The organism is Paenibacillus mangrovi (assembly GCF_022898935.1).
GTDB classification, from domain to species: Bacteria; Bacillota; Bacilli; order Paenibacillales; family Paenibacillaceae; genus Paenibacillus_AQ; species Paenibacillus_AQ mangrovi.
In genome coordinates this window covers 186,975-212,450 of record NZ_JALIRP010000002.1, presented here as the reverse complement: position 1 = coordinate 212,450, position 25,476 = coordinate 186,975, and the positions used below count along the sequence as shown (strand labels likewise).

Sequence of the window (25,476 nt, the reverse complement as noted above, 5' to 3'; positions counted from 1 at the left end):
GTATTCTATGAAGCTTATAGGATACGCCTTTTTCACTTGCCATCATCTGCGATTAGGCTGATCCCCAAATACGTACAGAGCTCAGAAGCGGTCTCCGCTTTGACATACGACCACAGCATGAAAAAACGCCGCTGATATCCCCGGCATAAATAGAGGGCCTCTACGCCTTTGGTGCTCCGGTTTTCCTCATATACCCGAATGCCGCGGGACCGCATGTCTGTCCGGATATCGGTAAGCCGGCGCATGGCTTTGTTTTGTATTCCTGAAAGACCGCGGATATAAACATCGGGCAGCTTGAGGGCAAGTGAACCCATCGTGCGGATATCCCGTTCCAAAACATCCAGTAGGATGACATGCAGCACATAGGTTTTGACCAGCAAGGTGTCTTCTTCGGCCGGGGCAGGAGGAAGGGATGATGCTTTCATAGGAGCACTTCCTTGAAATTATAATGAGAACATACGTTCTAATTATACTCATGTTACGTCAAAAGTATGCATGGTGGCAAGACCAATTCACTGGAAATCATACCTGATCTTTCTGATATAATGGTTGAAGCATAATTAGAAGAAGCTATATCAAGAATTGGGGGAAGATAACATATGATTTTGCATAAAGGGGAAGTATTATTCCATCAGGGGGACGGCGGCGAATATTTGTATCAAATCAAGAGCGGACTTTTTAAAGTCACGCGTCTTCATGAAAATGGAAATATGGTGCTTTTTAACATATTATATCCCGGAGAAACGGTGCCTCATCATTCGCTCATTACCCCGAAGGAGACCCACGGAACGGCGATTGCCCTCATGCGCAGTGAAGTCGAAAGAATTCCGGCTGAAGAATGGTACCGTGAGGTGCGCGAGAATCCGGAGAAGGCGCTTGAGATTGCGCTTCTGCTTCAGGAGAAGGTCCGTTTCATGCAGAAAAGGCTGGATCATCTGACGGTAGGAACACCGGCTGAGCGGCTTGAGCTTTTGTCTGAATGGCTGGACGATTATTCGCATGGCGTTCATTTTACCGATCTGTTGACCCAGGAAGAGATCGGACAACTGATCGGCGTACGCCGTGAGACCATCAACCGTCTGCTGAGAGGGCATTAGGATGCTGCATCATGTCGAAATCAACGTATCGGATTTAAAGCGTAGCCGTGAGTTCTGGGAGTGGTTTCTCACCGGGCTTGGCTACGTTATTTTTCAGGAATGGGAGCAAGGGTTCAGCTTCAAATTTGGACCAACCTATCTGGTATTTGTACAGACGGAAGAGCGTTTTTTGGATACTGCGTATCACCGGAAGGCAACCGGGCTCAATCATTTGGCGTTTCATGCAAAATCCCCTGCACAGGTGAATGAGATGGCGGCTGCGCTCAAGCAAAAAGGGATATCCGTTCTGTATGAGGACAAATATCCCTATGCTGGGGGACCGGAGCATTATGCGGTATTTTTTGAAGATCCGGACCGGATTAAGGTGGAGCTCGCCTGCAGCGTTTAAAAGGGCATCACAAAAGCCTATATGGGCACATATAATGGGTTATCTGTACACAGAGAAAGGAGATAACTCGGATGAGTTCCCCACCGTATTATGGCTATTATATGATTCCGAGCGCCTATGTTCCTAATTATTCTTGGGTCCGCGAATATCCGCCGGTGCAAACCGACACGTTAAACCAATCGTTACAAGACTACTACAAGCTGATGGAAGAGGGCTACCGCATCCTGAACAAGCTGTCCGAGCATGAGTTTGCCTTTCGGGTCATGACCGCCGCCCAAGCCGGACACAGGCAGGAAGTCGATCGGTTAATGAAATCAATCAGCACGACGGCTGTGATTAAGTCTGGATACACTCCCACCGGGATTGGCATAACGGTAGAGCCGAAAGTGCAAAATGAACCCTGCTGCAAATTGGCCATGTTTCTCAAATGGGGCGAGTAATCATATCAAAAAGGGATATCTGTCCTTTAGGCGGACAAATATCCCTTTGGTGTAAGTTGCTTCTGATGGCAAGCCTTTAGATGAAACTTACAGGCTTACAGTGTTCCGGCAGGTCCGAAGAATTCGTAATGGATCCGCTCTTCAGGCACGCCCCACTCTTTTAATGCTTGGTTGACGGCACGCATGAAAGGAACGGGACCGCAGAAATAGAAATCGGAATCCTTGCTGACAACCTCTTGAAGCCAAGGAAGATCGATGTAGCCGGATTTATGGCAGCTGCACTGGCCAAGCGGTTTTTCATAGCACACATACGATTTTAACTGATCATGCTCCGCGTCCAGCTGTTCCACATGCTCTCTCATCGCATGATATCCCTCATTGATGGCTGCATGAATATAGGTTACTTTACGCTCAGGCTGCTCCTTCAGCACGGTTTCGAGCATGCTGATCATCGGAGTCAGGCCTACCCCGCCGCCGATCAGAACGAGTGGAATGGTCTGCTCCTGATCCAGTGTGAACGATCCGGCAGGTGCGGTGATCTCCAGCACATCCCCTTCATTCACTGAGTTGTGCAGATAGGTCGATACGATGCCAGCGGGCTTTCCAGGTGCGGCATCTTCCCGCTTAACCGATATCCGGTAATGGTTTCCGCCGGGTGCAGCGGACAAGCTGTAATGACGGAGATGGGTATAAGATTCATTTTCCGGTTGAACCCGTACTGTAATGTATTGACCCGGCATGTAGCTTGAGATCGCGCCCCCGTCCTGTGGCTTCAAATAGAAGGAAGTGATAACGTCGCTTTCTTTGACCTTGCGTTCAACCACGAAAGAACGAAATCCGCGCCATCCGCCCGGTGCGTCTTCTGCTTCCCGATACATTTCGGCTTCAACACCTATAAAGGCATCGGCGATTACTGCGTAAGCCTGCGCCCAGGCATCCAAAATTTCGGGTGTTGCGGCGTCGCCCAGCACCTTTTTGATCGCGCCCAGCAGGTTCTCTCCGACAATCGGATATTGCTCCGGCAGTATGTTCAGCGCCCGGTGCTTTTGACCGATCTGTTTGACAACAGGCAAAATGTCCTCCAAACGATCGATATTAGCGGCTGCCGCATATACGGTGTTTGCCAGAGCTTCAGGTTGCTTACCTTCCCGTTGATTCGCATGATTGAATATGTTTAGCAGCTCAGGATGATTCTCGAACATCATCTGATAAAAAGTGGAAGTGATTGTTTTACCGTGAATCTCCAGAACAGGAACCGTTGATTTTATAATGTCGATGGTTTCTTTTGATAGCATTTGAATTCCTCATTTCTCGGTAGGATTCTTCATTTTTCTTTCTTTATTCAGTATAGAAAAGGTGAAACAGCATACTTGTGATTCCGATCACATTAAAGTTAGACAATATGTGAACAAGCGGATTTTGGCAATGATGCGGTTCACAGAAAAGCTGTACGGTTAAGAATTTTTTATGTTTTTTTGAAATGTAAATATTGGTTTTCCGCCCATTTCAGCAAAGGATTATGTTATAATAAAGAAGAAATTAAACAAACAAAGAAAGGATCAGGATACCATGTGTCCCCGAAGGAACAATCCCCAAAGGACGATTTGGAAACGTTATGATCTCTCTTACACTTAGCTTCCTATCGTAGAGTACAGTCACTTGGACACCGAGGATGTAAGACAAACTCTGCGAAAGAAGGAAGCTCAAGATGCGAAGGATTTGGTTCTGCAGGTTTCTGCTTGTCGCAAGAGGTTGTCACATCCCTGACTAACCTACACGATAAGAGGGAACTTGTATGAGGAAGAAAGACCATTTGATTTCTAAGACTGCACGAATCGTTATTATGCTGTTCGGAACTTTTTTGCTGGCATTTGCGTATTATCACATCAATTTTCAAAATCATTTATTGGAGGGCGGATTCGTAGGCTTGTCTTTGCTTGGCAAGTACGTGCTGGGAGTGAATCCAGCGCTGAGTATGCTGATTCTGGACATACCGGTAATTCTGATCGCCATGTTTTTGAAAGGCCGTACTTTCGTGATGAATACGCTGCTTGCGACTTTTTCGTTTTCTATCTTTTACGAATTGATTGAACGCCATTCATCGCTGGTCATCGACCTGCACAACAATCTGCTGCTGGCTGCGCTGTTGTCCGGACTGGTCACAGGGTTTGCCACAGGACTGGTTCTCCGATTTGGGGGAGCTACCGGCGGAGATGATATTTTATCGCTGCTCATTAGCCGCTGGAGCGGACTGAAGGTAGGTACCGTATTCATTCTAATGGACGCTGCCGTACTGCTGCTGTCCCTGTTTTATCTGCCGCTGAAGGAAACCTTGTTTACGATCTTGGCGGTTGGCATTGCCGGGCAGACCATCACATTCACATTATCATTCCGTAAGGGAAAAGCGAGAGTTACCGCGATACCCGAACCGGCTCAATCCCAGAAAGTCGCCTCCAAGCCCGTTCATGCGGTGCGGAGTGCTCATTAACAGATAACCGCCTGATTCTGATTGGAATCAGGCGGTTTTTTTTGTGCTCATCAGACCCTAAGAGCTCTTGATTGGCTGGATTACCCCGGATGTAGTTGAAGTAAAAAAATGAAAAAAATTCATATAACAGGGTTGACATATGGTCTTGATAATTTTAATATTTAAACCATTGAAATAATAGTATACTTTACCATATTTGGGCGAGGAAGGGGGATCGGGAATGGAAACGCTGGCCAATCGGCTATATGCTGCCGTGAAATCATTCTGGTGGAGTCTGGAAACAGATGTCTGCAAGGAAATGCAGGAATTTTTAACCGGACCGCAATTATTTATGCTGGGTTACATTCATTCGGAGCGTAAATGCAATCTGTCGAAGGTGGCAGATCGGCTGGAAGTGAAGCCTAGTGCTGTTACAGTTATGGTAGATCGCCTGGAAAAGTCAGGGTTTGTCGTACGATCCCAGGATCCTGCAGACCGGAGAGTGATTTTAGTGGAGGCAACGCCGCTTGGGGAAGAGGTTCTGGCCAAAGCCATCCAAAAAAGGGACCAACGCATCAGAGAGCATTTATCCCGTCTTGAACCTGACGAAGTGCTCATTGTAACCGAGTTGTGTGAAAAGATGATCGGACTGCAGCAAGATAAGTCATAACGTTCAGAAAATAACCATTCACAAAACAAGGAGTGAAGTACGTTTGGAGGATTTATCCCAAAAGAGAAAAGTGACGATCATGGTTGCGATCATTGCTGCCATGTTCTTCTCCGCAATCAATCAGACGATTGTCAGCACAGCTATGCCGCGCATCATCGCCATTCTCGGTGGCATGGATTATTATACGTGGGTCATTACCATTTACATGCTCAGTTCTACGATTGCAACGGTTCTCGTCGGTAAACTGTCGGATATTTATGGCCGCAAGCCATTTATATTAGCGGGTATTGTATTTTTTATCATCGGCGCATTTTTGAGCGGTACTTCCAAAGACATTTTCCAGCTGATTACGTACCGGGGGATACAGGGGATCGGTGCAGGTATTATTATGGCATCAGCCTTTACCGCTGTCGGCGATTTGTTCTCCCCGCGCGAAAGAGGCAAGTGGACCGGAATCATGATGGCTGTCTTTGGTTTCTCCAGCGTGCTTGGTCCAACGCTCGGCGGATGGCTGGTCGACAATCTGCAGTGGAAGTGGCTGTTCTGGATTTTCCTTCCACTGGGCGTTGTAGCGTTTGTTATGATTATGATGCTTTTTCCCAAGGTGCCGCGTAAGAAGTCCGAGAAGATTGACTACTTCGGCTCGCTTTTCCTAACTATGACCATCGTACCGCTGCTGCTCGGTTTCTCCTGGGCCGGTACGAAATATGAATGGGGATCCTGGCAGATTCTGAGCCTGTTCGGTGGTGCGGCAGTGTTCCTTATTTTGTTTATACTCGTTGAGAGAGTCGTTAAAAGCCCGGTGCTTCCTTTGTCGCTGTTCCGCAACGACATTGTGACGATCTCAAATGTCATCGGTTTTATTATGAACGCCGGAATGATGGGGGCTCTCATCTATCTGCCGTTTTTCGTACAGGGCGTTGAAGGCATATCACCGACCTATTCCGGTTATGTTACCATGCCGATGTCGATATCGATGGTTATCGTAAGTACGATTATCGGCCGAATGATTACGAAAACGGGCAAGTACAAAAGGTTTGCGCTTGCGGGCATTCCGATCATGATCGTAGGGATGCTGATTATGGCGGTTATGAACAGTATTTGGCTTGCCGTCGTGGCAATGATCGTATTTGGCCTGGGCCTCGGAATCGGCATGCCGGTATTCTCTCTGACGGTGCAAAATGCGGTCAGACCGGATCAGCTTGGCGTGGCCACTGCATCCTCCCAGTTGTTCCGTAATCTGGGCGGCACCATAGGGATCGCAGTCATGGGTACGATTATGTCCACAAGCCTCACAAGTCATATGAAAAGTGCGATGGCCGCAGGTGAAGGCGCTAATATGCAAAAGTTAGATCCGGAGCTGGCCAAACAACTGGCGCCGTTCCAAAACCCGGAAATGCTGCTGGACCAGCCGAAGCTTCACGAGCTGCAGGAAACGATGCCGAAAGAAGTGCAGGATGTTCTCACGAAAATGATCGATATGCTGAAAGACGCACTGGGTGCTTCCTTGACGACGGTATTTCTGTCAGGAGCGGCTCTTGTGGCAGTAGCGCTGGTGCTGACCTTCTTCCTGCGTGAAATTCCGCTGCGTACTTCCAACAAGCTGCCGGAAACAGGGGCGCAGGCACATCCAGACAAAGCCAAAACAACCGCACCATCTGTGTAACCTAATCAAAAGCCTGGGGGTTTCATGAGCCTCAGGCTTTTTGGCGTTGGATCTTGCCATAGGAACAAACATTCGGTAATATAGAAATACAAAATAAGGAAATGCGAGGTGGAATTGTGGATATAGCTTTCGAATTTATTCAAAGTATGTCGGTCAAGTTTAGATCGGAACAAAGAGGTACTCTTAAAGCAATTGAACAAGTATCGGAAGAAGATATTACATGGTATCCAGCCCCTGAAAGCAACAGTATTGCTAATTTAGTTTCTCATATTAGAGGTGCTGTGCATTCGCGGGTTGAAACAATTCTATTTAACATACCAGACACACGGGATCGGGAAAAGGAATTTGAACGAGGACTTAAGATGACGAAAGAAGAGGCCTATAAACATACAAAGGATGCATTTGATATCATGCTTCAGTATCTTGAACATCTGAACTCCAATCCTCATTTATTGATGTCCCAACCCTTTCTTTATTTGCCACCGCTTACGTACAGCCAGGTAAATAATGAGACAACAGCGCTTAACCTTATGATGGCAATGTTCAGAGAGGTTCATTATCATACTGGACAAATCATTTACATAGCTAAAATGAGGAAGGGGCAATTTAAATGGGATTAACTAAAACTAATCTTGCAAAATCATATGATATTGATTCGCATAGAAGAGTAAATTCTAATCCAGCTGAGTGGAAGTTGGTCGAGAGAGAACATTTTCTGTCTAAGTTACGATCATCGGATAAAAAAAAGCTACTTGAAATTGGTGCTGGTACAGGTATTGATAGTCTTTACTTCAAGGAAAATGGTATTGAGGTAACAAGCGTTGATTTGTCCTCTGAGATGATACGCTATTGCAAGGAAAAGGGACTTCAAGCATATGAAATGGATTTTTACAATTTAGATTTTGCTGACAATACATTTGATGCTGTATATGCCTTAAACTGTCTGTTGCATGTTCCAAAAAATGAAATAGGTGATGTACTTCAAGAAATCAAACGAATAATGAAACCAGATGCTTTATTTTATATGGGACTTTATGGTGGGAACGATTCAGAGGGAATATGGGAAAATGATTGGTGTGATCCTAAACGTTTTTTCGCTTCATATTCTGATCATTCCATTAGAACGTTGGTAGGAAAATATTTTAAAGAAATTAGTTTTAATACGATTCCCTTACAAGATGGGCAGCCGCATTTTCAGGCATTCATATTACAGAAATAATATAGAAAACAGCGGCCAGTCTAAGACTTTTTTCACGTCCTAGTCCGCCGCTGTTACTTTTATCGGATCGGTTTTACATATATTTTACTCGAACAAAACCTTATACTCGCCGTATCCCTGCTGATCCAGATCTTCCTTCGGAACGAACCGGAGTGCGGCGGAGTTGATGCAGTAGCGGAGACCGTTCTGTCCGGGACCGTCGTCGAACACATGCCCCAGATGCGAGTCGGAGCTCTTGCTGCGGACTTCAGTACGGACCATCATGTGGCTAAGGTCCATTTTTTCCTTGATGCTGTAATCACGGATGGGACGCGTAAAACTTGGCCAGCCGCAGCCGGAATCGTATTTGTCACGCGAGCTGAATAATGGCTCTCCAGTCACGATATCCACGTAGATGCCTTCGCCATGATGATCCCAAAATTCATTCTGGAAAGGAGGCTCGGTGGCATTATTTTGGGTTACCTCGTATTGAATCGGGGTTAGGCGCTGCTTCAGCTCACCTTTATCTTTTTCAGGCGCCCATACCTTTTCAAGAAAAGCATCCCGGCCGGAGCCTTTGCGATAGCGCTTGTAATGACCTGGATTCTTTTTGTGGTAATCCTGATGATATTCTTCCGCTGCATAAAAAGGCTTCGCCGGCAGAATCGGTGTCACGATGGGCCTACTGAAGCGGCCGCTTTCCGTAAGCTTGGCTTTAGAAGCTTCTGCTTGAACTCGCTGCTCTTCCGTATGGTAGAAAATAGCCGTCTGGTAAGAGTGTCCGCGGTCATAGAACTGGCCGCCTTCATCCGTAGGGTCAATCTGCTGCCAGAACAGCTCCAGCAGCTTTTCGTATGGGAAAATCTCAGGGTTGTACGTAATCTGAACGGCTTCGACATGTCCAGTCGTATGGGAGCAGACTTCCTCGTAGGTAGGGTTCTCGGTATGGCCGCCTGTATAACCGGATTCGACTTTGATAATACCGGGCAGCTCTTCAAACGGGGCTACCATGCACCAAAAGCATCCGCCTGCAAAGATCGCCTTTTCCTGATGAACCGCTTGTAAATCGCTCATGATATCACTCCGTTTCATTATTTTTCTTCCTCATTATAATCGATACGCATAGTGTAACCAAGAAAACGGCTTTTTGAGCGTGAATGTCCAGTTTTCTGGTAGAGGCGCAGCATCACTCCCGAAAGTAATACATATCCGGATACAGCGATCACGGAAACAAGCGGATGCCTGGTACCTTGGCCGCCCAAAAAAGAATACAGAAAAATGCCCGGAAGCTTGCCGATGCCGGAAGCGGCCGTATAGGTCCAAAAGGGGATGGAAGCCACACCCGCGAACACATTTACCGCCATCTGCGGAATGACAGGGATCAGGCGTCCGCCAATCACGCTGGCAAAAGGGCGGGATTCCACCCAAGAGGTAAAGGTATGCAGAGTTTTAAACCTACCAAGATATTGTCGCCCTTGTTCCCGGAAAACATATCTAACGAGTGCATATACCATCGTGGCAGCGATCATGGTACCCAGCCAGCTGATGGCTGCAGCCCAGGCCGTACCGAAGGAATAACCGAGAGCGGCAATCACCAGCTTGTACGGAATAATCGGAAGTAGAGCGACCAGGGTTGCCATTCCGAGCAGAACGGGAAAGGAACCATGCTGATGCATGTAATCCAGAATCTCATTCCGGTAAATCAAAGCAATCGCAAGAGCGGCCGAATACAATGCGGCTAGCAGCCATTTATTCATGCAGTTTCCCCTTTATTTATCTTTGTTGCATCTGAAGCTTATCATACCAAACGAAGATTTGAAAAATAAAACCATAGAAATTTCCGAAAATAATTGCTATAATGATACCAGTTAATAAGTGAATAGTTCCCAAAGGGGAGTAGCTCATGCAATAAAGTCGTCATTACGGGATCACATCCCCGGCTTTATTGGCAACGTAACGTTGTTTTGCGAGACCTTTGCCTGATTTTCATTAGGTAAAGGTCTTTTTTGGTGGAAAAAAGCGCCATTACCTGATGAAGGTAAGGGGCGCTTTTTATTATTGCGGCGGACTAATCATAGCAATCATTTTAATCAAGGGATATTTATCTACGTCCCGAAAACAGGAGAGGTGGAAGGAAAATGGAATTGTTGACCTTGGAATTTTGGACAGCCTTACTGTCTATTGTCGTCATCGACCTGGTATTGGCCGGAGACAATGCCATCGTCATCGGTCTTGCCGCGCGCAACGTGAGAAAAGAAGATCAGAAGAAGGTCATCGTGTGGGGGACCGTTGGGGCGGTGATCATACGGGTCATTGCGACGCTGCTTGTCGCTAAGCTGCTCTTGATCCCTGGATTGCGCCTGGTCGGGGGGATTGCACTGATATGGATCGCCTACAAGCTTCTAATCGATGAGAAGAAGCATGACATTTCGGCAGGCAATCAAATCTGGGCGGCCATCCGCACCATTATTATTGCGGACGCTATGATGGGTCTCGACAATGTGCTGGCTGTAGCCGGTGCGGCTCATGGAGACTTTCTTCTCGTCATCTTCGGCCTTGCGATATCGGTGCCGATCATGGTGTGGGGCAGCACGATGATCATCAAATTGACCGAACGTTTTCCTGTCGTTATTACTTTCGGATCCGCCGTACTTGCCTGGACAGCTTCTAAAATGCTGGTGGAAGAACCATTCATTCACGGACTGTTTACGAATGCATTTGTGAAATATGCGTTTGAGCTGGTTGTAGTGGCTGCTGTGGTATGGGTTGGACTCCGTTCCAAGAAAAAGAAAGCCGAGGCGGCAAGAAGGCAGGCTGTCGGCATGAGCTAAAGCCGGCTTGTATTCAGTTTATCCCCTAAAAAAGGTATAATGTGTATCGATCAAGGATCGCGGACACGAGTTAAAAGGGGAAATGAAAAATGGATGAAAATCGCAAATCAATCGAAGACGGCATCGTGGAGAGCTACCGCCAAGACGAGGACATGATGATCCTGGTGTTTGCCCAGTGGTGCGTTAATGAAGGATTGAATCCTGAAGAATTATACATGCAGGCCTATCCAGAGCAGCAGAGTAACGAGCGGCTTCAGCGTGTACTGGAACTGACGGTACCCAAGGAAGAGGCCGGTCCGATCCCGGATGATACAGTTCTTGGTGTGCTGTCCCTCTTTGGCAATGAGGATCTGGCTTTTGTGGTATCCGAGGCGATTTCGAACAGAAACGCAACCGGGAAAAGCCGTTGAAAAGGCAAATGAAGCCGGGCTCATCTGAGCCCGGCTTCATTTCATTTAAATCTGTTCCCTGTTCGCGATACGGAATTCCTTGGGGGATTTGCCGAAGCGGGAACGAAATACGCGGTGGAAATACGTGTAATTGGCGAAGCCTGAGGTTTCGGCGATATTCTCAAGAGACATCGGGCTAAAAATAATCCGTTCGCGCGCCATTTCCAGGCGGACATCCAGCGTATATTGCATGATGCTGGTTCCGAACGCTTCTTTAAAAAGGTGAACGGCACGGGAAACACTGATTCCGACATTGGCGGCCACATCCTCCAGCTTAAAAGAAACGGAAGCATGTTCTTCGATGTATTGCTTAATCTGATAGGCCAAATATGTCTTCGGTGTCGTAGAAGGATGCTCGCGCAGCAGGCGGTCTGTCTCCAAACATAGAATCCGCATGTAGTAACCCGAGATTTCCGGGAACGGATTGGATATTTTACGCTGCTCTAGGACAATTTGCCTGAACAGGCTCAGGATGGTTTCGTTCAAAGGGACCTTGATGCGAGTGGGGCGCTTCTGTCTGGACCACCATTCATCAATCCAGGTTCCCCCAAAAAAAATATGATAATCGCCGCTTTCGACCGCAAGCTCGTTCTGGGCGTTTAGCTCCTCTTCAATTCTCAGTTCATAAGGCTCGTCCGGAGAAAATACAAGCAAATCCCCCGGCTCGATCTGAACCATTTTGCCGTCGACGCGGGCCCGGCATCTTCCATCCGTCTGAAGTCGCATCAAATAATTTTTAACACCGTTCATTTCGGTCATATAAAAAGGTTTATGATGAAATGAGAAGCCTGCTGTATAAATGTGTACTGAATCCTGCGTAGACATGAAATGACTCCTTATAGAGTGGTGATTACATGCAAAATCCGGCTCTTTGAAAAATAATGACCAGATTGTTCATGTTTTAATCATATTCTTCATTTTAATATAAATGATTTCGGAATACCATGGTACTAGATTGTTGAAGCCCCTTTCAACATCATGAGGGGGTGGATGCATGAATAATAGAATGAAGGCTGGTAGTATCGGTTGTGGAAATATCGGTGCAGATATATTGCTGAACGTGCTGGCGCACGGGCGGAATAGTTTGCGATTGCAAACGCATTCACTGTGGATGAAATGCTACCATGCATTCATTATACAAGGGTTTTGCTATGTCAAAATCCTACATAACAAAGCGTTCTTCATCAATCCAAAAAAACAGGAGTGAGGCAAACATGTTGAAGCTGGGCTTGCAATTGTACACCGTTCGCGAACAAGCGGAGCAGGATTTTGAGGGTACGTTGAAGAAAATAGCAGAACTTGGGTATCAGGGCGTGGAATTTTTCACCTTTTTCGGACGCCCTGCAGCTGAAGTTAAGGCATTGCTGGATCAATACGGTCTCGTTGCACTTGGTACACATACGCCGTATGACCGCATGCTGAATGCCCTGGATGAGGAAATAGCCTATAACAAGGAAATTGGCAACACCAATCTGATCATCCCTTACCTTGGCGAAGACCAGCGTAAATGGGATGAAGTGTTCGCGAATCTGAAGACGATTGGTGAACGCTGCCAAGAGCAGCAGGCAACGCTGCTGTACCACAACCATGACTTTGAATTCACCGAAAAAATGGGCGGCAAAACGGTGTTTGACTCCATGTATGATGCCGTACCTGCAGATTTGCTCCAGGTTGAGCTGGACACTTGCTGGGCACACTTCGCAGGATACAATCCTGCTGAATATATAGAGGCTTACGCCGGACGCCTTCCTATTGTTCACTGGAAGGATGTGCGCAGACAAGAGGATGGTTCGCCGCTGACGGTTGAGCTTGGTCAAGGTGAAGTGGATTTGAAAGCCGTTGCGGAAGCTGCGGACAAAGCGGGAGTAGAGTGGATCGTTGTAGAGCAGGATTTCTGCCAGAGCCCGCCGCTTGAAAGCATTGCAAAAAGTATGGAGTGGATCAAAAATTACGCTAAAAATGGAGGACCTGTACATGTCTAATTCGAAGCAAACATTGAAAATTGGAATCATCGGCTGTGGAGGAATCGCTAACGGCAAGCATATGCCAAGTCTGGCCAAGCAGCCAAAAGCCGAAATGGTGGCATTCTGCGATATCATCAAGGAACGCGCAGAGAAAGCTGCTGAAGAATTTGGTGTCGAAGGTGCTAAAGTGTACACGGATTATCTTGAGCTTTTGAAAGACAAAAGCATCGATGTTATCCATGTATGTACACCAAATGATTCCCACTCGGAAATCTCCGTAGCATCGATGGAAGCCGGCAAGCATGTTATGTGCGAAAAGCCTATGGCTAAAACAGCTGCCCAAGCGAAAGAGATGGTGGAAGCTGCAAAACGTACAGGCAAAAAGCTGACCATCGGTTACCAAAACCGCTACCGCAATGACAGTCTGTACCTGAAAGACCTTTGCGAAGCCGGAGAGCTTGGCGACATCTATCTCGGCAAGGCTTTGGCGATCCGCCGCCGCGCGGTTCCGACATGGGGCGTATTTTTGGATGAAGAAAAACAAGGCGGAGGCCCGCTGATCGATATCGGCACGCATGCACTCGATTTGACGCTGTGGATGATGGATAACTACAAGCCGAAAAGCGTACTGGGCTCTACGTTCCACAAGCTTGGACACCGTGAGAATGCGGCCAACGCATTTGGTCCTTGGGATCCGGAGCAGTTCAAAGTGGAAGATTCTGCATTCGGATTCATTACGATGGAAAATGGTGCAACGATTATCCTTGAATCCAGCTGGGCACTGAATGTCGTAGAAACAGGCGAAGCCAAAACGATCCTCGCGGGAACTGAGGGCGGCGCGGATATGAAGGACGGACTGCGCATCAATGGCGAGAAAATGAGCCGTTTGTACGACACCAAAATCGACCTGAACGCCGGCGGCGTTGCCTTCTACTCCGGTTCGGCTGAAAATGAATCTGACCGAGAGCAAAGATTGTGGCTGGAAGCGATTCTGGAAGATAAGGAACCAGTAGTCACTCCGGAGCAGGCCTATGTGGTAACGCAAATTCTCGAGGCCATCTATGAGTCTTCCAAAACCGGAAAAGCTGTATATTTTGAGTAATCTTACCGAAAAATGATATAAGGAATCATTCACTTTACCAATTATCTGAATCAAGCTAAGGAGGAATTTCCGTTGAAACTCGGCGTATTTATGGTATTGTTTGGTGACCGCAAGCTGGAGGATGCACTGGATTATGTGGCTTCCAAAGGGCTGAAGGCAGTTGAGATCGGTACGGGAGGCAATCCTGGCAAGGCTCACTGCAATCCTGCAGAACTGCTTGAAAATGAAGCTAAATTGAAAGAATTCAAACATGCGGTGGAATCTCGCGGTCTGATGATCAGTGCTTTGAGCTGCCACGGTAACCCACTCCATCCACAGAAACATCTGGCACAAGCGGATCATGAGGATTTCGTGAACAGCGTGAAGCTGGCAGAGAAGCTGGGCGTTGAGGTGGTTAATACCTTCTCCGGCTGCCCAGGCGACCATGAGAATGCGAAGTATCCGAACTGGCCTGTAGCTCCTTGGCCGAACGATTATCAGGAAATTTTGGCATGGCAGTGGGAAAACAAAGTGATTCCTTACTGGACGGAACAAGCTAAATTTGCTGCAGATCATCATGTGAAAATCGGGCTCGAGCTGCATGGCGGTTTTTCCGTACATACGCCGGCAACACTGCTGCGCTTGCGCGAAGCTGCCGGGGAAGCGATTGGCGCCAACCTGGATCCGAGCCATATGTGGTGGCAGGGCATCGATCCGGTTCAAGCGATCCACATTTTGGGCCGCGCCGGCGCGATCCATCATTTCCATGCCAAGGATACCGTCATTGATCCGATTAACGTCAACCGTTACGGTTTGACCGATATGCAGTCATACACCAACATGCTGGATCGCGCTTGGCAGTTCCGCAGCGTGGGTTATGGCCATGACGTGAAAACATGGGCTGATATCATCAGTGCGCTTCGTCTGGTCGGCTATGATTATGCAGTCAGCATTGAACATGAAGACGGTCTGATGTCCATTGAAGAAGGCTTCTCGAAAGCCGTATCTAACTTACAGCAAGTACTCATCGAAGAGTCGCTTGGCGACATGTGGTGGGTCTAGGGGGAACCAGAATTGATTAACGTAACCATCTGGAATGAATTCGTCCATGAGAATATACATGATGAAGTGAAGGCTGTGTATCCGAAAGGCATTCATATGGCGCTGGCCGAAGGTCTTGAGGCAAATGAATTTGCCATTACGACCGCAACGCTTGATCAGCCGGAGCACGGCTTGACAGAGGATGTGCTGAATAAGGCGGATGTGCTGGTCTGGTGGGGTCATATGGCGCATGACCGCGTCAGCGACGAGATTACGGCCCGGGTTGTCAAGCGTGTACACGAAGGGATGGGACTGATCGTCCTGCACTCCGGACATTTTTCCAAGCCGTTTAAAGCCTTGATGGGCACATCCTGCGATCTGAAATGGCGTGAAGCGGGAGAACAGGAAATTCTGTGGAACGTGAATCCATCTCATCCGATTACTGAAGGTATTGACGCGAAGATCATCCTTGAGCATGAAGAAATGTACGGGGAATACTTTGATATCCCGGCGCCGGATGAACTGGTCTTCATCAGCAATTTTGAAGGCGGAGAAGTCTTCAGAAGCGGCTGTACGTTCCGCCGTGGACGGGGCAAAATCTTTTATTTCCGTCCAGGACATGAAACCTATCCAACTTACTACCAGCCTGAAATCCTCAAGGTCATTGCCAATGGTATCAAGTGGGCATACCCGGCTTCTGGAAATGCACTTCAGTTTGGCAACATGAAGCCGGTCAGAACATTGAAAGAGGTACCCAAGGTATAAATAAGGTGCTTGCACCTTGAGCAAAATGGCGGCAGTGAATACTGCCGCTTTTTGCTGTTTACACAGACAATCTCCTGTGTGTGAGTTTTCTTTTGGCTTAAAATGTGGTAAAATGAAACAAACTAACTTAATGTAAGCTTTCATGAGACATAACTGTTTACATGGATCCTGTAAAGAGGTGAAAGATCATGAACAGTCAGGATTTCAGTATGTGTCCGCGGTTTGAAACTGCTTTTTCCGTTCTGGGTAAGCGTTGGAACGGATTGATTATTTACTCGTTGATGAGTGGACCGAAACGGTTCAAGGATATATCCCACATCATACCTTCCATGAGCGATAAAATGCTGTCCGAGCGTATGAAGGATTTGGAGACCGAAGGCATTTTGGTACGCCATGTGTATCCTGAAACACCGGTCCGGATTGAATACGAATTGACGGAAAAAGGCAAAGCGCTGCAGCCTGTCATGGAACAGGTTCAACATTGGGCGGAACATTGGTGTGAAATTGAATAGGCACCTGAAAAACCAGCTGTAACGACAAACCTTCCTTGTATTTGCGAGGAAGGTTTTTGTTTAATAATCTTTGGAGGGACTTTATTTTGTAGCCCGGCCCGAAACTGAGCCTTTGCTAATTTTAGGCATAGACTTGCACCTTACCACAGGTTCTGTAGTATAATTGGTAAAAAACTGCCTTTTCGGCGCTTAAGGAGGCGGATGACGATGAGAAAAAGAATACTTTCCCAAGAGATTAGGTATGGCAAAGAGGATGTCAATGAACTTGAAAGCGCTTCTATTAAAGTGCGCAATATCTATGATAGAGCCATAGAAATGCTGATGCGCAATTTGCCGGAATCGATGTGGAAGTGTTGGGCCTACCTGAGGCCTGCTCAGGAGTCGCTTTCTGCAGGCGGAGAAAACAGCAGTCCTGTATTTCAAAAGTGGATTCAAAGCCCGTCAGGATGGAAATGCATCGGTAGTGAGCGCCATTACGTAGAAAGCCTTACACCTGACGGGGAGAAGGAAGAGCACGATAAACGCGAATATATATTCCATAACGGCAGGTTCCAGAGCATGCTCCTGCAGGTTCTGATCTGGTCTCAGTTCGAAGAAATTTCACTGTTCCATCCCTTTTTAGGTGATACCCCTTTTTATGATGAAGAGGAGATGAACGTCATCTCCACCTACTTCGTTCCTACCTATGTAAGTCCACTCCCTTTTCAGCAGTCCGGCAAACCCTACAAGAAGCATGATATGCGCATTCCCGTTTTTCAAGAGTTTATATCCGCTCCCCCGCTGCTCGTGCATTTGGATGACGAGGTGCTCGAAGGTACCTGGATGACGGGAGTGTATGTGGATCGAAGCCACTTTTTGGGACTAGGACCTTATCTTAAAAACACAGACGGCAGCAGAACTTTTATGCAAGCACTCATTAACTGAGATTTTTCGCCGAAATCCGCTTATCTCTGTCGAAATGCCTTGTGCGCTTATGTTAAAATAGAGATCTCAGCGTGAGAGCTCTATTTTTTTATAATAATCATATATAAACGTTTTATAGCGCTAGCGCAAGGAATGAATAACAGAAGGTGGTGTTAAGGTGGAGAAAGGAATAAGTACAGCAATTATTTTCATCTTAACGGCCTCGCTCCTGCTTGCAGGCTGCAATGGTGATAAATCCAAGGAGACTTCATCCAAGGTATATGCAGGCGATGGTTCTTCGATCATCATTTCTGAAAAAGATGACTTTTTCTCTCCAGATATCATCCGGGATCTTGAAACCCATTTGCAGCAGGGCGAGACGATTCGTGAAGGTTTGAAAAAAAGCGGAATTGTGACCTTTGCAGAAGATGGTTCCATCCATTCGATCAGTCAAGTGTCGCTTTCTCCTTCATTTGAATGGGGGCTTGAGCTAAACAAGAAGAAACTCGAAAAGGACAAGCTGGACACGGTTCTTCATGAAAATGATGAAATCGGGATTTCGATAGAACGAGCAGATGAGAAGCTGGATAAAGCTGATCCTAAACCAGAATATACGGTGCTTAAGCTGAACGGCGGAACGATCGAGCCGGGACTTTCGCATACTTACATTCTCCCTTTTTCCGCCGACGAGAGCGTACGCACCATATTGCAGAGCATGGATTTCATCAAGCTGACCATGAACAAAAGGTACATTGATACTGTGAAGAGCTATAGTCCAAAAGGGATTGAAAAATGGGTCATAAAAGTGAACGGCAAGGAGCTTTCCGAAAACGGTCTGGATATGAAGCTTGCACCCGAAGATGAGATTGAAATCCGACTGGAAAGAACCTAATTCAGAAAGATATGGACTGTCTCCAAAAGCGAAAAAATTGAAAAAAAAGATGTCTAATTGTGATAATTTAAGTGAAATAATTCACGTTGATTTCCTATGTGCTGGAGGACAGCCTTTTTTATGAGAAAAAGAATTCTAGGGGACTGCAATTCTGACTCAATATCATTATGGTATGTTCAACTGCGATCTGCCCGTTGTAAAATATGGATGGACAGGAGTGTATGAAAAATGATTATGAATGAGAAAATCAAAGCATCTGAAGTGGAGCTTACAGGACTAAATGGTGAAGATCTCGGTATTATGCCTACTGCAGAGGCTCTTGAGATGGCCAAAAAATTAAAAGTTGATCTGGTATGCACGTCTCTTATGAGCAGTCCACCTCCTTGTAAGCTGATTGGAGCGGGAGATGCGAAGAAAGAAAAGCAGCAGGCCAAAGCCTCTGAGCGTCAAATGAAGATCAAGGAAATCCGGCTGACCCCTCAAATTGAGGATCATGATTATGACACCAAACAGCGACAGGCTGAGAAAATACTGCGGTCCGGTGATGCCGTTCTTTTTGTCGTCCGTATCAAAGGTAAGGAAGGTGTGATTGCCAAGGAGCTGCTGGAGCGGCTGGTGAAGGATTTGAGCCACGAGGGCAGCAAGACCACGGGTATTCAACTTAGCGGAAAACAAGCCGCAGTGCAGCTGAATCCGAAAAAATAGTCGAGTTGAAAAAGGCTCAATATCAAGAACTAATTTCAGTTTTGAGCCTAGAAAAAAGTCGATTTTGCTGATCAATCCACATAACCAGGAAGGAATCGTTCGATCGTGAGATTATCTAAAAAAACGAATAAGGTTATTTGGAGCTTGGGGATTGCTATAGTTCTTTTGATCGTCCTGATGATCCCCATGCCATATTATTTGTATCAGCCGGGCGACGTTGAACCGCTATCGCCTGTCGTCACCGTGGAGAACGGAGGGAAGTCGGAGAAGGGGAATTTCTATTTAACGACTGTCACTACTATCAAAACCACGCATTTATACTATTTGATCTACGGCTGGCTGGCTCCGAATACGCAGATTCGCAAGGAGCAAAGCGTGAGCGGCAATTTAAGCCAGGATGAGTATGATTTCCTGCTCAAACATATGATGACCACATCCCAGCAAAATGCGATTGTAGCAGGTCTACGTGCCGCAGGAGAGGTGGTGCCAGTGCAGAACAAGGGAGTTTTCGTTACCAATGTTCTCCCTGTATCGAAAGCCAAGGGTAAAATTGCCGTAGGTGACATTATTACCGAAATTGATGGTAAAGAGATGACGAAATCAGCCGATGTCATTACCTATTTGAGTGCCAAGAAGGCTGGCGATACCGTCAATATCGGATTTATTCATGAGGGAAAACGGCAGCAGGGAACGTTTGAGCTGACTGTGATCAACGATCAAGGGAAAGTTGGACTTGGCATTCAACCGGAAGACGAATATGTCATTTACCCGCCGCGGCAGGTCAAAATCGAAACAAGCCATATCGGCGGACCGTCGGCAGGGTTGATGTTTTCGCTGGAAATCTTAAATCAGGTGCTCCCGGAGGATCTAACCAAAGGTTATCAGATTGCAGGAACAGGGACGATTGACCAGGAAGGGAATGTCGGCCAGATCGGAGGCATTCGTGATAAAATCGTTGCAGCTCATGAAGGCAAGGTAGACATTTTCTTTTGTCCGGCTGATGTGAAGTCTGATGACAGCAATACGAAAGATATTCTGGATGAAGCGAAGAAGAGAAAATATCAGATCAAAATTGTACCCGTCCGCAATATACAGGTAGCGCTGGATTATTTAAAGCAGCTTCAACCAAAGTAACAGTAAAAAAATAAGGGGTGTCCTTTAAGTCGATTGACCTTGAGGAACACCCCTTTTTTCAATTCAAGTCTTTCCAGCCGTCAAAATCGTGAATGGCGATCCCGTTATAAGACGGATTAACTTTGGCCAGCTCGTGAAGCTGAACAAGCTGCTCGTTCATATAGGCCGCGCCTTCCTCATAAAACGTGAGAAAATCGCCTTCGCTGCTTGGCTTGGTTTCAACAGCGGCAAGAGCCTGTTTGCCAAGAGCAGTAGCTTCCTCAAGCTCCTTTTTGGCGATGCTGTTGATGGCTGCAGCCGAATCGCGGTAAGACATGATCGTGACGGAATCATACTGGCTGATCATAAAGCGGCTGAGCGGCGTTTTGCCGTCCGCAGCGGTGTAATTGCTAAGCCAAAACGGAATATCGGCCGAGAGAGGAAGCTGTAGCTTTTCAGCTTCGGAATTCAGATAAAGTACGTTGCTCTGCCACTGGCGGATGACATCCGATTGATCGGTTTTCCACTGGGATAACAAATGGGGCTCAATATCGACATGGATGCCGCTGAATTTCTCCGAAGCTGCAGCCTCTTTTTGATAAGCTCTGACCCAGCTCAAAAAGTTGTCGATTCTATACCGTTCCGATTCCAGTCCCCAACGTGGTGCACCATCGAGTGCCTGTACTTGAATTCCGAGTTTGCTGGAGGCTTTGATAAAGCTTTTATAATATGAAACCGGGATATCGATATTAATCTGAAGATAAACCAGATTGACATTATTTTGTCTCAGGAAGGACAGGACTTCCTGCGGATTGGTACGGATCCGTTCCGTTTTCCACAGCCATGTGGCTTTTTGGTAGCCTTGGGCTGTGGCCTTTTGGTAATAGCCTTGAGCTGTGGCCTGGTGAGGTGAAGGAAGCAAGGTACCGGACACAATAATACTGAAAATGATAACGATGAAACATAAACGTTTAATACATGTTGCTGCCATATAGATTACACTCCTTAAATGGCCTGTTCAGGCGAATGATTCATTATGCCCTTTTGCATAGGGGGTATTAGACTTCAGACCTTCGATGTCACGGGGAGCTGGAGAAGAAGTAGTTCTTAATGGGCTGAAGACTAACCCTCTTAGTATGGCAGTAATCCATTCCTGAATAGGTCATCCAGGAAGAACTACGTAATATAAATGCGACTTGGGTATGTGTTATAAGATCATTTTCGGTTCTTTTATCCGTAATATATATAGGTCTTAAGTCCTTATAATGAGTGTTTTTGGCAATTTTTGTGACATTAATAGGTATTTTGAGGGGTAGAATAAGAAAAAGAATGAAAAATATTCAGAAAAGGAAATGTTTGGGTCTATTTACACACAAAAAAAACTTCCGTAATACCATACGCTGGTTACGGAAGTTTTGTGATCGTGACGTGATTGAGAGGAGGGTGACAAGAAGCATCCATTTAGATTCGGCAAATTTCATTTGGGCACATTTCACAGTGGCAGATATCTTGAAGCATCTCAAGATCTTTAATGACAATCATCCCGTTCTCGTATTCCACGGCGTCCTTTTTGCGCAGATCGCTGAGCATGCGATTGACGCTTTCGCGGGTCGCTCCAATCATATTGGAGAGGTCGGTGTGGGTGATCTTTTTATGAATAAGGATCGTGTCTCCATGTTTTTCGCCATACGTATTACTGAGTCGGATTAGAGTCGAGCAGAGCGCGCCAGGCTTGCCGTACATCATCAGGTCGCGGAATTTGGTTTGCGTCAGACGGTGGTGGATACCCATCCACTTCATGAAATCAATCGCAAAATCGCAGTGCTGGCAGATCAGAACTTCCAGATCCTTTTGATCGATCACTCCGATTTCGCTTTCCTCAAGCACCTCTGCAGTAAAGCTGTGTTTGCTGCTGAAAAATGGATCGGCCTGACCAACCATGTCTCCCGATTGATACATATACAGAATCAGTTCTTTGCCTTCATCCGTCGATTTGGTCAATTTGATCCGACCGCGTTTCACATAAAACAGCTTGTCGGAAAAATCACCCTCCCAGAACAGATGGGAACCTTCAGGCACGATACGTTCCTTCATGATGACCATCAGGCGATCCAGATTTTGGCTCGAAAAACAGCTTGTATTTCCACGGGCTTCGATAACATCCAGTTGGTTACTCATACTCGTTATCCCCTTTGTATCTTTAATTTTTATAAAATTTTAAATTAATTATAACCTGAAAATCCTGGTTTTTGGGGGGGGAAAAGCCATGAAAAGTGTCGAAATTCCGACATTGTGATAAATTTCACTTTTGATTAAATTTCTATATTCATATATTTACATAATCATAAAGAAGGGGATGAGAAAATAGAATTTGGAAATGTAAGCGTTTTGAAAATAAATATTGAAAGTACTCAAACTTTGTGAAAGTTTTCACTTTAAATATTTTTTAGGATGTGTTATGATCAAATCGTAGGAGAGAGAAAAACCAAAATTTACCCGAGAGGATGAAAAAAATGGCTGTAAAAAATGAAATTGTTGCCGATAAAAAACAGCAGTCAGCCGAAGACTACATCCAGACCCTAATCAACAAAGCAAATAAGGCACAAGAGAAATTTATGGGGATGACTCAGGAGCAAATCGACGACATCGTTCAGGCTATGGCCCTAGCAGGACTCGACAAACATATGCACCTGGCAAAGCTCGCGGTAGAAGAAACCGGAAGAGGCGTCTACGAAGACAAAATCACGAAGAATATGTTCTCTACCGAGTATATTTACCACAGTATCAAATATGAAAAAACGGTAGGCGTTATTGAAGATAATCCATATGAAAGCTACCAAAAAATTGCAGAACCAGTCGGTATTATTATGGGGATCACACCTGTAACCAACCCGACATCCACAACAATGTTTAAAGCACTGATCTCTATTAAAACACGAAATCCTATTATTTTTGGCTTCCACCCTTCGGCGCAACAATGCAGCAGAGAGGCAGCAAAGATTTTGCTAGAGGCGGCTGTTAAGCATGGCGCTCCAGCAGATTGCATTCAATGGATCGAAGAGCCGACCATGGACAAAACCAATGCACTGATGAACCATTCGGATGTGGCCCTGATTCTGGCTACCGGTGGTTCGGGTATGGTACGGGCGGCATACAGCTGCGGTAAACCGGCACTCGGCGTAGGACCAGGTAACGTTCCATGCTTCATTGAGAAATCGGCGGATATTGACCAGGCCGTGACAGATTTGATTCTGTCGAAGTCGTTTGACAACGGCATGATCTGCGCGTCGGAACAGGCTGTTATTATCGAGGAGCCTATTTTTGACCAAGTTCGTAAGAAAATGATCGCGAACGGCTGTTATTTCGTCAACAAGGATGAAGCAGCCAAACTGACCGCGGGAGCCATCAATACGGTAAAATGCGCGGTTAACCCAGCCATCGTTGGTCAATCAGCGATTAAGATCGCAGAAATGTGCGGTTTCAGCGTTCCTGCAGGCACCAAAATTCTGGTTGCTGAGATCGAAGGCGTAGGCACAAAGTTCCCGCTGTCGGCGGAAAAGCTTAGTCCGGTGCTGGCTTGCTACAAAGTGAAAAATGCGGCTGAAGGCATTGAGCGTGCAGCTGAGGTTGTATCTTTTGGCGGTATGGGTCACTCGTCGGTTATCCATTCGCATAACGAAGAAGTCATTTCGAAATTCTCGGACCGCTTGCAGACAGGACGTATTATCGTCAATTCGCCATCGACGCACGGGGCGATCGGTGACATCTACAACACGAACCTGCCGTCGCTGACGCTGGGCTGCGGATCGTACGGCCGAAATTCGACGTCGTCGAACGTAACAGCAGTCAATCTCATCAACGTGAAAAGGGTGGCCCGCCGTACCGTGAATATGCAGTGGTTTAAAGTACCTGACAAAATCTACTTCGAAAAAGGATCGACGCAGTATTTGGCTAAAATGCCGGATATCAGCCGTGTGGCGATCATTACGGATCCGATGATGGTTAAGCTGGGTTATGTTGAAAGAGTGGAGCATTACCTTCGTCAGCGCCAGACACCTGTTGTCATTGAAGTCTTCTCGGAAGTGGAACCCGATCCGTCGACCACGACTGTAGACAGAGGTACAGAGATGATGAACCGGTTCCAGCCAGACTGCATTATCGCTCTGGGCGGCGGTTCGCCGATGGATGCCGCGAAAGCGATGTGGCTGTTCTACGAATATCCGGATACCGATTTCGAGAACCTGAAGCAGAAGTTCATGGATATCCGCAAACGCATTTACAAATATCCGCGTCTGGGTCAAAAGGCAAAATTTGTTGCCATTCCAACGACATCTGGTACCGGCTCGGAAGTAACATCGTTTGCTGTTATCACGGACAAAAATCATGGTAATACCAAGTATCCGCTCGCGGATTACGAATTAACGCCGGATGTGGCAATCGTGGATCCAGAGTTTGTATATACTCTGCCAAAAACCGCGGTAGCTGATACAGGAATGGACGTATTGACCCATGCGATTGAAGCTTACGTATCGGTTATGGCGAGTGATTACACAGACGGGCTTGCTATCAAGGCGATTCAGCTGGTATTCCAGTACCTTGAGAAGTCGGCTCTGACCGGTGATAAGGTTGCCCGTGAGAAAATGCACAATGCTTCGACGCTGGCAGGCATGGCATTCGCAAATGCGTTCCTGGGTATCAACCACAGCCTTGCGCATAAATGGGGTGGGGAATACCATACGGCACATGGCCGGACCAACGCCATTCTGATGCCGCATGTCATCCGTTACAATGCGAAGAAACCAACCAAATTCGCTTCGTTCCCTAAATATTCGCATTTCGTCGCTGACGAACGCTATGCGGAAATCGCACGGATCCTAGGTCTGCCTGCCCGTACTACGGAAGAAGGCGTGAACAGTCTGATTATGGCGATCCGCAAGCTGAATAAAGCGCTGGGAATCGAAGAGTCGTTCCAGGAGCTGGGCTTCGACGCTAAGGATTTTGAAGCTCGCGTAGATTATTTGGCAGATCGTGCCTTCGAAGACCAATGTACAACAGCCAATCCGAAGCTGCCGCTCGTGACTGAATTGGCAGATGTTTACCGGAATGCTTTCTACGGACGTTTTGAGGACTAAGCCGGAAATAAAATGATAGCTGCTGTGACAAATATCACCTCAAAAGTGATATTTGTCACAGTGATTTTCAGAAAAGTACAGTAAACTGAACTTGTAAGAAAGAACACCGCATATAACGCGAAAAGAGATAAAGCGTAAACAGAGACTTTAATGTGAAATAAG

Annotated in this window: 28 protein-coding genes; 21 read left to right on the top strand and 7 right to left on the bottom strand. The window is 46.6% G+C overall.

All coding sequences use genetic code 11. From position 1 onward, the window contains the following. Window positions 1-32 precede the first annotated feature (32 nt). Window positions 33-425: a YhjD family protein gene (locus MUG84_RS05730; protein WP_244721646.1), complete on the bottom strand. Its 393-nt coding sequence runs from the start codon at window positions 423-425 to the stop codon at window positions 33-35. A 174-nt stretch (window positions 426-599) separates the two neighbouring features. Here MUG84_RS05730 and MUG84_RS05725 point away from each other — a divergent pair, with 174 nt between their 5' ends. The 3 genes from MUG84_RS05725 (at window position 600) to MUG84_RS05715 (ending at window position 1,925) form a co-directional block, all read left to right on the top strand. Next, a complete protein-coding gene (locus MUG84_RS05725) occupies window positions 600-1,097 on the top strand; it encodes a Crp/Fnr family transcriptional regulator (protein ID WP_244721640.1) in 498 nt (165 codons plus the stop codon). Between the two features lies 1 nt (window position 1,098). Further along, the gene (locus MUG84_RS05720) at window positions 1,099-1,485 is read left to right on the top strand and encodes a VOC family protein (RefSeq protein ID WP_244721638.1); all 387 of its coding nucleotides are present in this window, start codon (window positions 1,099-1,101) and stop codon (window positions 1,483-1,485) included. A 71-nt stretch (window positions 1,486-1,556) separates the two neighbouring features. Further along, window positions 1,557-1,925, top strand: coding sequence for a YuzC family spore coat inner layer protein (locus MUG84_RS05715; protein WP_244721636.1), 369 nt, complete (start codon window positions 1,557-1,559; stop codon window positions 1,923-1,925). A 95-nt stretch (window positions 1,926-2,020) separates the two neighbouring features. On the opposite strand, the gene hmpA is transcribed toward MUG84_RS05715, so the two are convergent. Further along, a complete protein-coding gene (gene hmpA / locus MUG84_RS05710) occupies window positions 2,021-3,220 on the bottom strand; it encodes an NO-inducible flavohemoprotein (RefSeq protein ID WP_244721634.1) in 1,200 nt (399 codons plus the stop codon). Window positions 3,221-3,720: 500 nt separating this feature from the next. On the opposite strand from hmpA, the gene MUG84_RS05705 reads away from it, so the two are divergent. From MUG84_RS05705 to MUG84_RS05685, 5 genes are all read left to right on the top strand, one after another. Next, window positions 3,721-4,413: a YitT family protein gene (locus tag MUG84_RS05705; protein ID WP_244721632.1), complete on the top strand. Its 693-nt coding sequence runs from the start codon at window positions 3,721-3,723 to the stop codon at window positions 4,411-4,413. 220 nt (window positions 4,414-4,633) lie between these two features. Further along, complete coding sequence (locus MUG84_RS05700) at window positions 4,634-5,062, top strand: MarR family winged helix-turn-helix transcriptional regulator (protein WP_244721630.1); 429 nt, start codon at window positions 4,634-4,636, stop codon at window positions 5,060-5,062. A gap of 43 nt (window positions 5,063-5,105) precedes the next feature. Continuing rightward, a complete protein-coding gene (locus MUG84_RS05695; protein ID WP_244721627.1) occupies window positions 5,106-6,728 on the top strand; it encodes an MDR family MFS transporter in 1,623 nt (540 codons plus the stop codon). A 116-nt stretch (window positions 6,729-6,844) separates the two neighbouring features. Continuing rightward, window positions 6,845-7,348, top strand: coding sequence for a DUF1572 family protein (locus MUG84_RS05690; protein ID WP_244721624.1), 504 nt, complete (start codon window positions 6,845-6,847; stop codon window positions 7,346-7,348). After that, window positions 7,339-7,947 carry a class I SAM-dependent methyltransferase gene (locus tag MUG84_RS05685; RefSeq protein WP_244721621.1) on the top strand — a complete coding sequence of 203 codons (609 nt, stop codon included), beginning with the start codon at window positions 7,339-7,341 and terminating at the stop codon, window positions 7,945-7,947. Before MUG84_RS05690 ends, MUG84_RS05685 begins: the two co-directional genes overlap by 10 nt. Window positions 7,948-8,031: 84 nt before the next feature. On the opposite strand, the gene msrB is transcribed toward MUG84_RS05685, so the two are convergent. Together msrB and MUG84_RS05675 are read right to left on the bottom strand one after the other, a co-directional pair. Further along, window positions 8,032-9,018, bottom strand: a complete 987-nt coding sequence (msrB, locus tag MUG84_RS05680; protein ID WP_425313161.1) for a peptide-methionine (R)-S-oxide reductase MsrB — start codon at window positions 9,016-9,018, stop codon at window positions 8,032-8,034. After that, window positions 9,018-9,683, bottom strand: coding sequence for a TVP38/TMEM64 family protein (locus tag MUG84_RS05675; RefSeq protein WP_244721618.1), 666 nt, complete (start codon window positions 9,681-9,683; stop codon window positions 9,018-9,020). The genes msrB and MUG84_RS05675 overlap by 1 nt, the downstream gene beginning before the upstream one ends. 381 nt (window positions 9,684-10,064) lie before the next feature. Between MUG84_RS05675 and MUG84_RS05670 the strand changes: the two genes are divergently transcribed. Both MUG84_RS05670 and MUG84_RS05665 read left to right on the top strand, forming a co-directional pair. Further along, on the top strand, window positions 10,065-10,757 hold the full coding sequence (locus MUG84_RS05670; RefSeq protein ID WP_244721615.1) for a TerC family protein: 693 nt from the start codon (window positions 10,065-10,067) through the stop codon (window positions 10,755-10,757). 89 nt (window positions 10,758-10,846) lie between these two features. Continuing rightward, complete coding sequence (locus MUG84_RS05665) at window positions 10,847-11,167, top strand: hypothetical protein (RefSeq protein WP_244721611.1); 321 nt, start codon at window positions 10,847-10,849, stop codon at window positions 11,165-11,167. Window positions 11,168-11,212: 45 nt separating this feature from the next. On the opposite strand, the gene MUG84_RS05660 is transcribed toward MUG84_RS05665, so the two are convergent. Then, on the bottom strand, window positions 11,213-12,031 hold the full coding sequence (locus MUG84_RS05660; protein ID WP_244721608.1) for an AraC family transcriptional regulator: 819 nt from the start codon (window positions 12,029-12,031) through the stop codon (window positions 11,213-11,215). A gap of 169 nt (window positions 12,032-12,200) precedes the next feature. Here MUG84_RS05660 and MUG84_RS05655 point away from each other — a divergent pair, with 169 nt between their 5' ends. From MUG84_RS05655 to MUG84_RS05610, 10 genes are all read left to right on the top strand, one after another. Beyond that, window positions 12,201-12,413 carry a hypothetical protein gene (locus MUG84_RS05655; RefSeq protein ID WP_244721604.1) on the top strand — a complete coding sequence of 71 codons (213 nt, stop codon included), beginning with the start codon at window positions 12,201-12,203 and terminating at the stop codon, window positions 12,411-12,413. Window positions 12,414-12,420: 7 nt separating this feature from the next. Then, window positions 12,421-13,188 (top strand): sugar phosphate isomerase/epimerase family protein, encoded by a 768-nt coding sequence (locus MUG84_RS05650; RefSeq protein ID WP_244721602.1) that lies wholly within the window; start codon window positions 12,421-12,423, stop codon window positions 13,186-13,188. Beyond that, window positions 13,181-14,272 carry a Gfo/Idh/MocA family protein gene (locus MUG84_RS05645; RefSeq protein ID WP_244721599.1) on the top strand — a complete coding sequence of 364 codons (1,092 nt, stop codon included), beginning with the start codon at window positions 13,181-13,183 and terminating at the stop codon, window positions 14,270-14,272. The genes MUG84_RS05650 and MUG84_RS05645 overlap by 8 nt, the downstream gene beginning before the upstream one ends. Before the next feature lie 72 nt (window positions 14,273-14,344). Next, a complete protein-coding gene (locus MUG84_RS05640) occupies window positions 14,345-15,313 on the top strand; it encodes a sugar phosphate isomerase/epimerase family protein (RefSeq protein WP_244721596.1) in 969 nt (322 codons plus the stop codon). A 12-nt stretch (window positions 15,314-15,325) separates the two neighbouring features. Then, a complete protein-coding gene (locus tag MUG84_RS05635) occupies window positions 15,326-16,057 on the top strand; it encodes a ThuA domain-containing protein (RefSeq protein WP_244721593.1) in 732 nt (243 codons plus the stop codon). A 188-nt stretch (window positions 16,058-16,245) separates the two neighbouring features. Continuing rightward, window positions 16,246-16,569 carry a winged helix-turn-helix transcriptional regulator gene (locus MUG84_RS05630; RefSeq protein ID WP_244721589.1) on the top strand — a complete coding sequence of 108 codons (324 nt, stop codon included), beginning with the start codon at window positions 16,246-16,248 and terminating at the stop codon, window positions 16,567-16,569. A gap of 207 nt (window positions 16,570-16,776) precedes the next feature. Then, window positions 16,777-17,493: a hypothetical protein gene (locus MUG84_RS05625; RefSeq protein ID WP_244721586.1), complete on the top strand. Its 717-nt coding sequence runs from the start codon at window positions 16,777-16,779 to the stop codon at window positions 17,491-17,493. Between the two features lie 157 nt (window positions 17,494-17,650). Continuing rightward, entirely contained in the window at window positions 17,651-18,364 is a 714-nt protein-coding gene (locus tag MUG84_RS05620) for a hypothetical protein (protein WP_244721584.1), read from the top strand. Between the two features lie 228 nt (window positions 18,365-18,592). After that, window positions 18,593-19,069: a translation initiation factor IF-3 gene (gene infC, locus MUG84_RS05615; protein WP_244721582.1), complete on the top strand. Its 477-nt coding sequence runs from the start codon at window positions 18,593-18,595 to the stop codon at window positions 19,067-19,069. Window positions 19,070-19,174: 105 nt separating this feature from the next. After that, on the top strand, window positions 19,175-20,203 hold the full coding sequence (locus tag MUG84_RS05610) for a SepM family pheromone-processing serine protease (protein WP_244721580.1): 1,029 nt from the start codon (window positions 19,175-19,177) through the stop codon (window positions 20,201-20,203). 58 nt (window positions 20,204-20,261) lie between these two features. Here the strand turns inward: MUG84_RS05610 and MUG84_RS05605 are convergent, their stop codons facing one another. Continuing rightward, window positions 20,262-21,173, bottom strand: coding sequence for a hypothetical protein (locus MUG84_RS05605; RefSeq protein WP_244721578.1), 912 nt, complete (start codon window positions 21,171-21,173; stop codon window positions 20,262-20,264). A 470-nt stretch (window positions 21,174-21,643) separates the two neighbouring features. Beyond that, window positions 21,644-22,360 (bottom strand): Crp/Fnr family transcriptional regulator, encoded by a 717-nt coding sequence (locus MUG84_RS05600; RefSeq protein WP_244721576.1) that lies wholly within the window; start codon window positions 22,358-22,360, stop codon window positions 21,644-21,646. Between the two features lie 335 nt (window positions 22,361-22,695). Here MUG84_RS05600 and adhE point away from each other — a divergent pair, with 335 nt between their 5' ends. Further along, complete coding sequence (gene adhE, locus MUG84_RS05595) at window positions 22,696-25,314, top strand: bifunctional acetaldehyde-CoA/alcohol dehydrogenase (protein ID WP_244721574.1); 2,619 nt, start codon at window positions 22,696-22,698, stop codon at window positions 25,312-25,314. Window positions 25,315-25,476 lie beyond the last annotated feature (162 nt).

Excerpts from the sequence above, each read along its gene's own strand:
- MUG84_RS05730 (WP_244721646.1), bottom strand. The coding sequence starts at position 425 with ATGAAAGCATCATCCCTTCCTCCTGCCCCGGCCGAAGAAGACACCTTG.
- MUG84_RS05725 (WP_244721640.1), top strand. The coding sequence starts at position 600 with ATGATTTTGCATAAAGGGGAAGTATTATTCCATCAGGGGGACGGCGGC.
- MUG84_RS05720 (WP_244721638.1), top strand. The coding sequence starts at position 1,099 with ATGCTGCATCATGTCGAAATCAACGTATCGGATTTAAAGCGTAGCCGT.
- MUG84_RS05715 (WP_244721636.1), top strand. The coding sequence starts at position 1,557 with ATGAGTTCCCCACCGTATTATGGCTATTATATGATTCCGAGCGCCTAT.
- hmpA (WP_244721634.1), bottom strand. The coding sequence starts at position 3,220 with ATGCTATCAAAAGAAACCATCGACATTATAAAATCAACGGTTCCTGTT.
- MUG84_RS05705 (WP_244721632.1), top strand. The coding sequence starts at position 3,721 with ATGAGGAAGAAAGACCATTTGATTTCTAAGACTGCACGAATCGTTATT.
- MUG84_RS05700 (WP_244721630.1), top strand. The coding sequence starts at position 4,634 with ATGGAAACGCTGGCCAATCGGCTATATGCTGCCGTGAAATCATTCTGG.
- MUG84_RS05685 (WP_244721621.1), top strand. The coding sequence starts at position 7,339 with ATGGGATTAACTAAAACTAATCTTGCAAAATCATATGATATTGATTCG.
- msrB (WP_425313161.1), bottom strand. The coding sequence starts at position 9,018 with ATGAAACGGAGTGATATCATGAGCGATTTACAAGCGGTTCATCAGGAA.
- MUG84_RS05675 (WP_244721618.1), bottom strand. The coding sequence starts at position 9,683 with ATGAATAAATGGCTGCTAGCCGCATTGTATTCGGCCGCTCTTGCGATT.
- MUG84_RS05670 (WP_244721615.1), top strand. The coding sequence starts at position 10,065 with ATGGAATTGTTGACCTTGGAATTTTGGACAGCCTTACTGTCTATTGTC.
- MUG84_RS05665 (WP_244721611.1), top strand. The coding sequence starts at position 10,847 with ATGGATGAAAATCGCAAATCAATCGAAGACGGCATCGTGGAGAGCTAC.
- MUG84_RS05660 (WP_244721608.1), bottom strand. The coding sequence starts at position 12,031 with ATGTCTACGCAGGATTCAGTACACATTTATACAGCAGGCTTCTCATTT.
- MUG84_RS05655 (WP_244721604.1), top strand. The coding sequence starts at position 12,201 with ATGAATAATAGAATGAAGGCTGGTAGTATCGGTTGTGGAAATATCGGT.
- MUG84_RS05650 (WP_244721602.1), top strand. The coding sequence starts at position 12,421 with ATGTTGAAGCTGGGCTTGCAATTGTACACCGTTCGCGAACAAGCGGAG.
- MUG84_RS05645 (WP_244721599.1), top strand. The coding sequence starts at position 13,181 with ATGTCTAATTCGAAGCAAACATTGAAAATTGGAATCATCGGCTGTGGA.
- MUG84_RS05630 (WP_244721589.1), top strand. The coding sequence starts at position 16,246 with ATGAACAGTCAGGATTTCAGTATGTGTCCGCGGTTTGAAACTGCTTTT.
- MUG84_RS05625 (WP_244721586.1), top strand. The coding sequence starts at position 16,777 with ATGAGAAAAAGAATACTTTCCCAAGAGATTAGGTATGGCAAAGAGGAT.
- infC (WP_244721582.1), top strand. The coding sequence starts at position 18,593 with ATGATTATGAATGAGAAAATCAAAGCATCTGAAGTGGAGCTTACAGGA.
- MUG84_RS05605 (WP_244721578.1), bottom strand. The coding sequence starts at position 21,173 with ATGGCAGCAACATGTATTAAACGTTTATGTTTCATCGTTATCATTTTC.
- MUG84_RS05600 (WP_244721576.1), bottom strand. The coding sequence starts at position 22,360 with ATGAGTAACCAACTGGATGTTATCGAAGCCCGTGGAAATACAAGCTGT.
- adhE (WP_244721574.1), top strand. The coding sequence starts at position 22,696 with ATGGCTGTAAAAAATGAAATTGTTGCCGATAAAAAACAGCAGTCAGCC.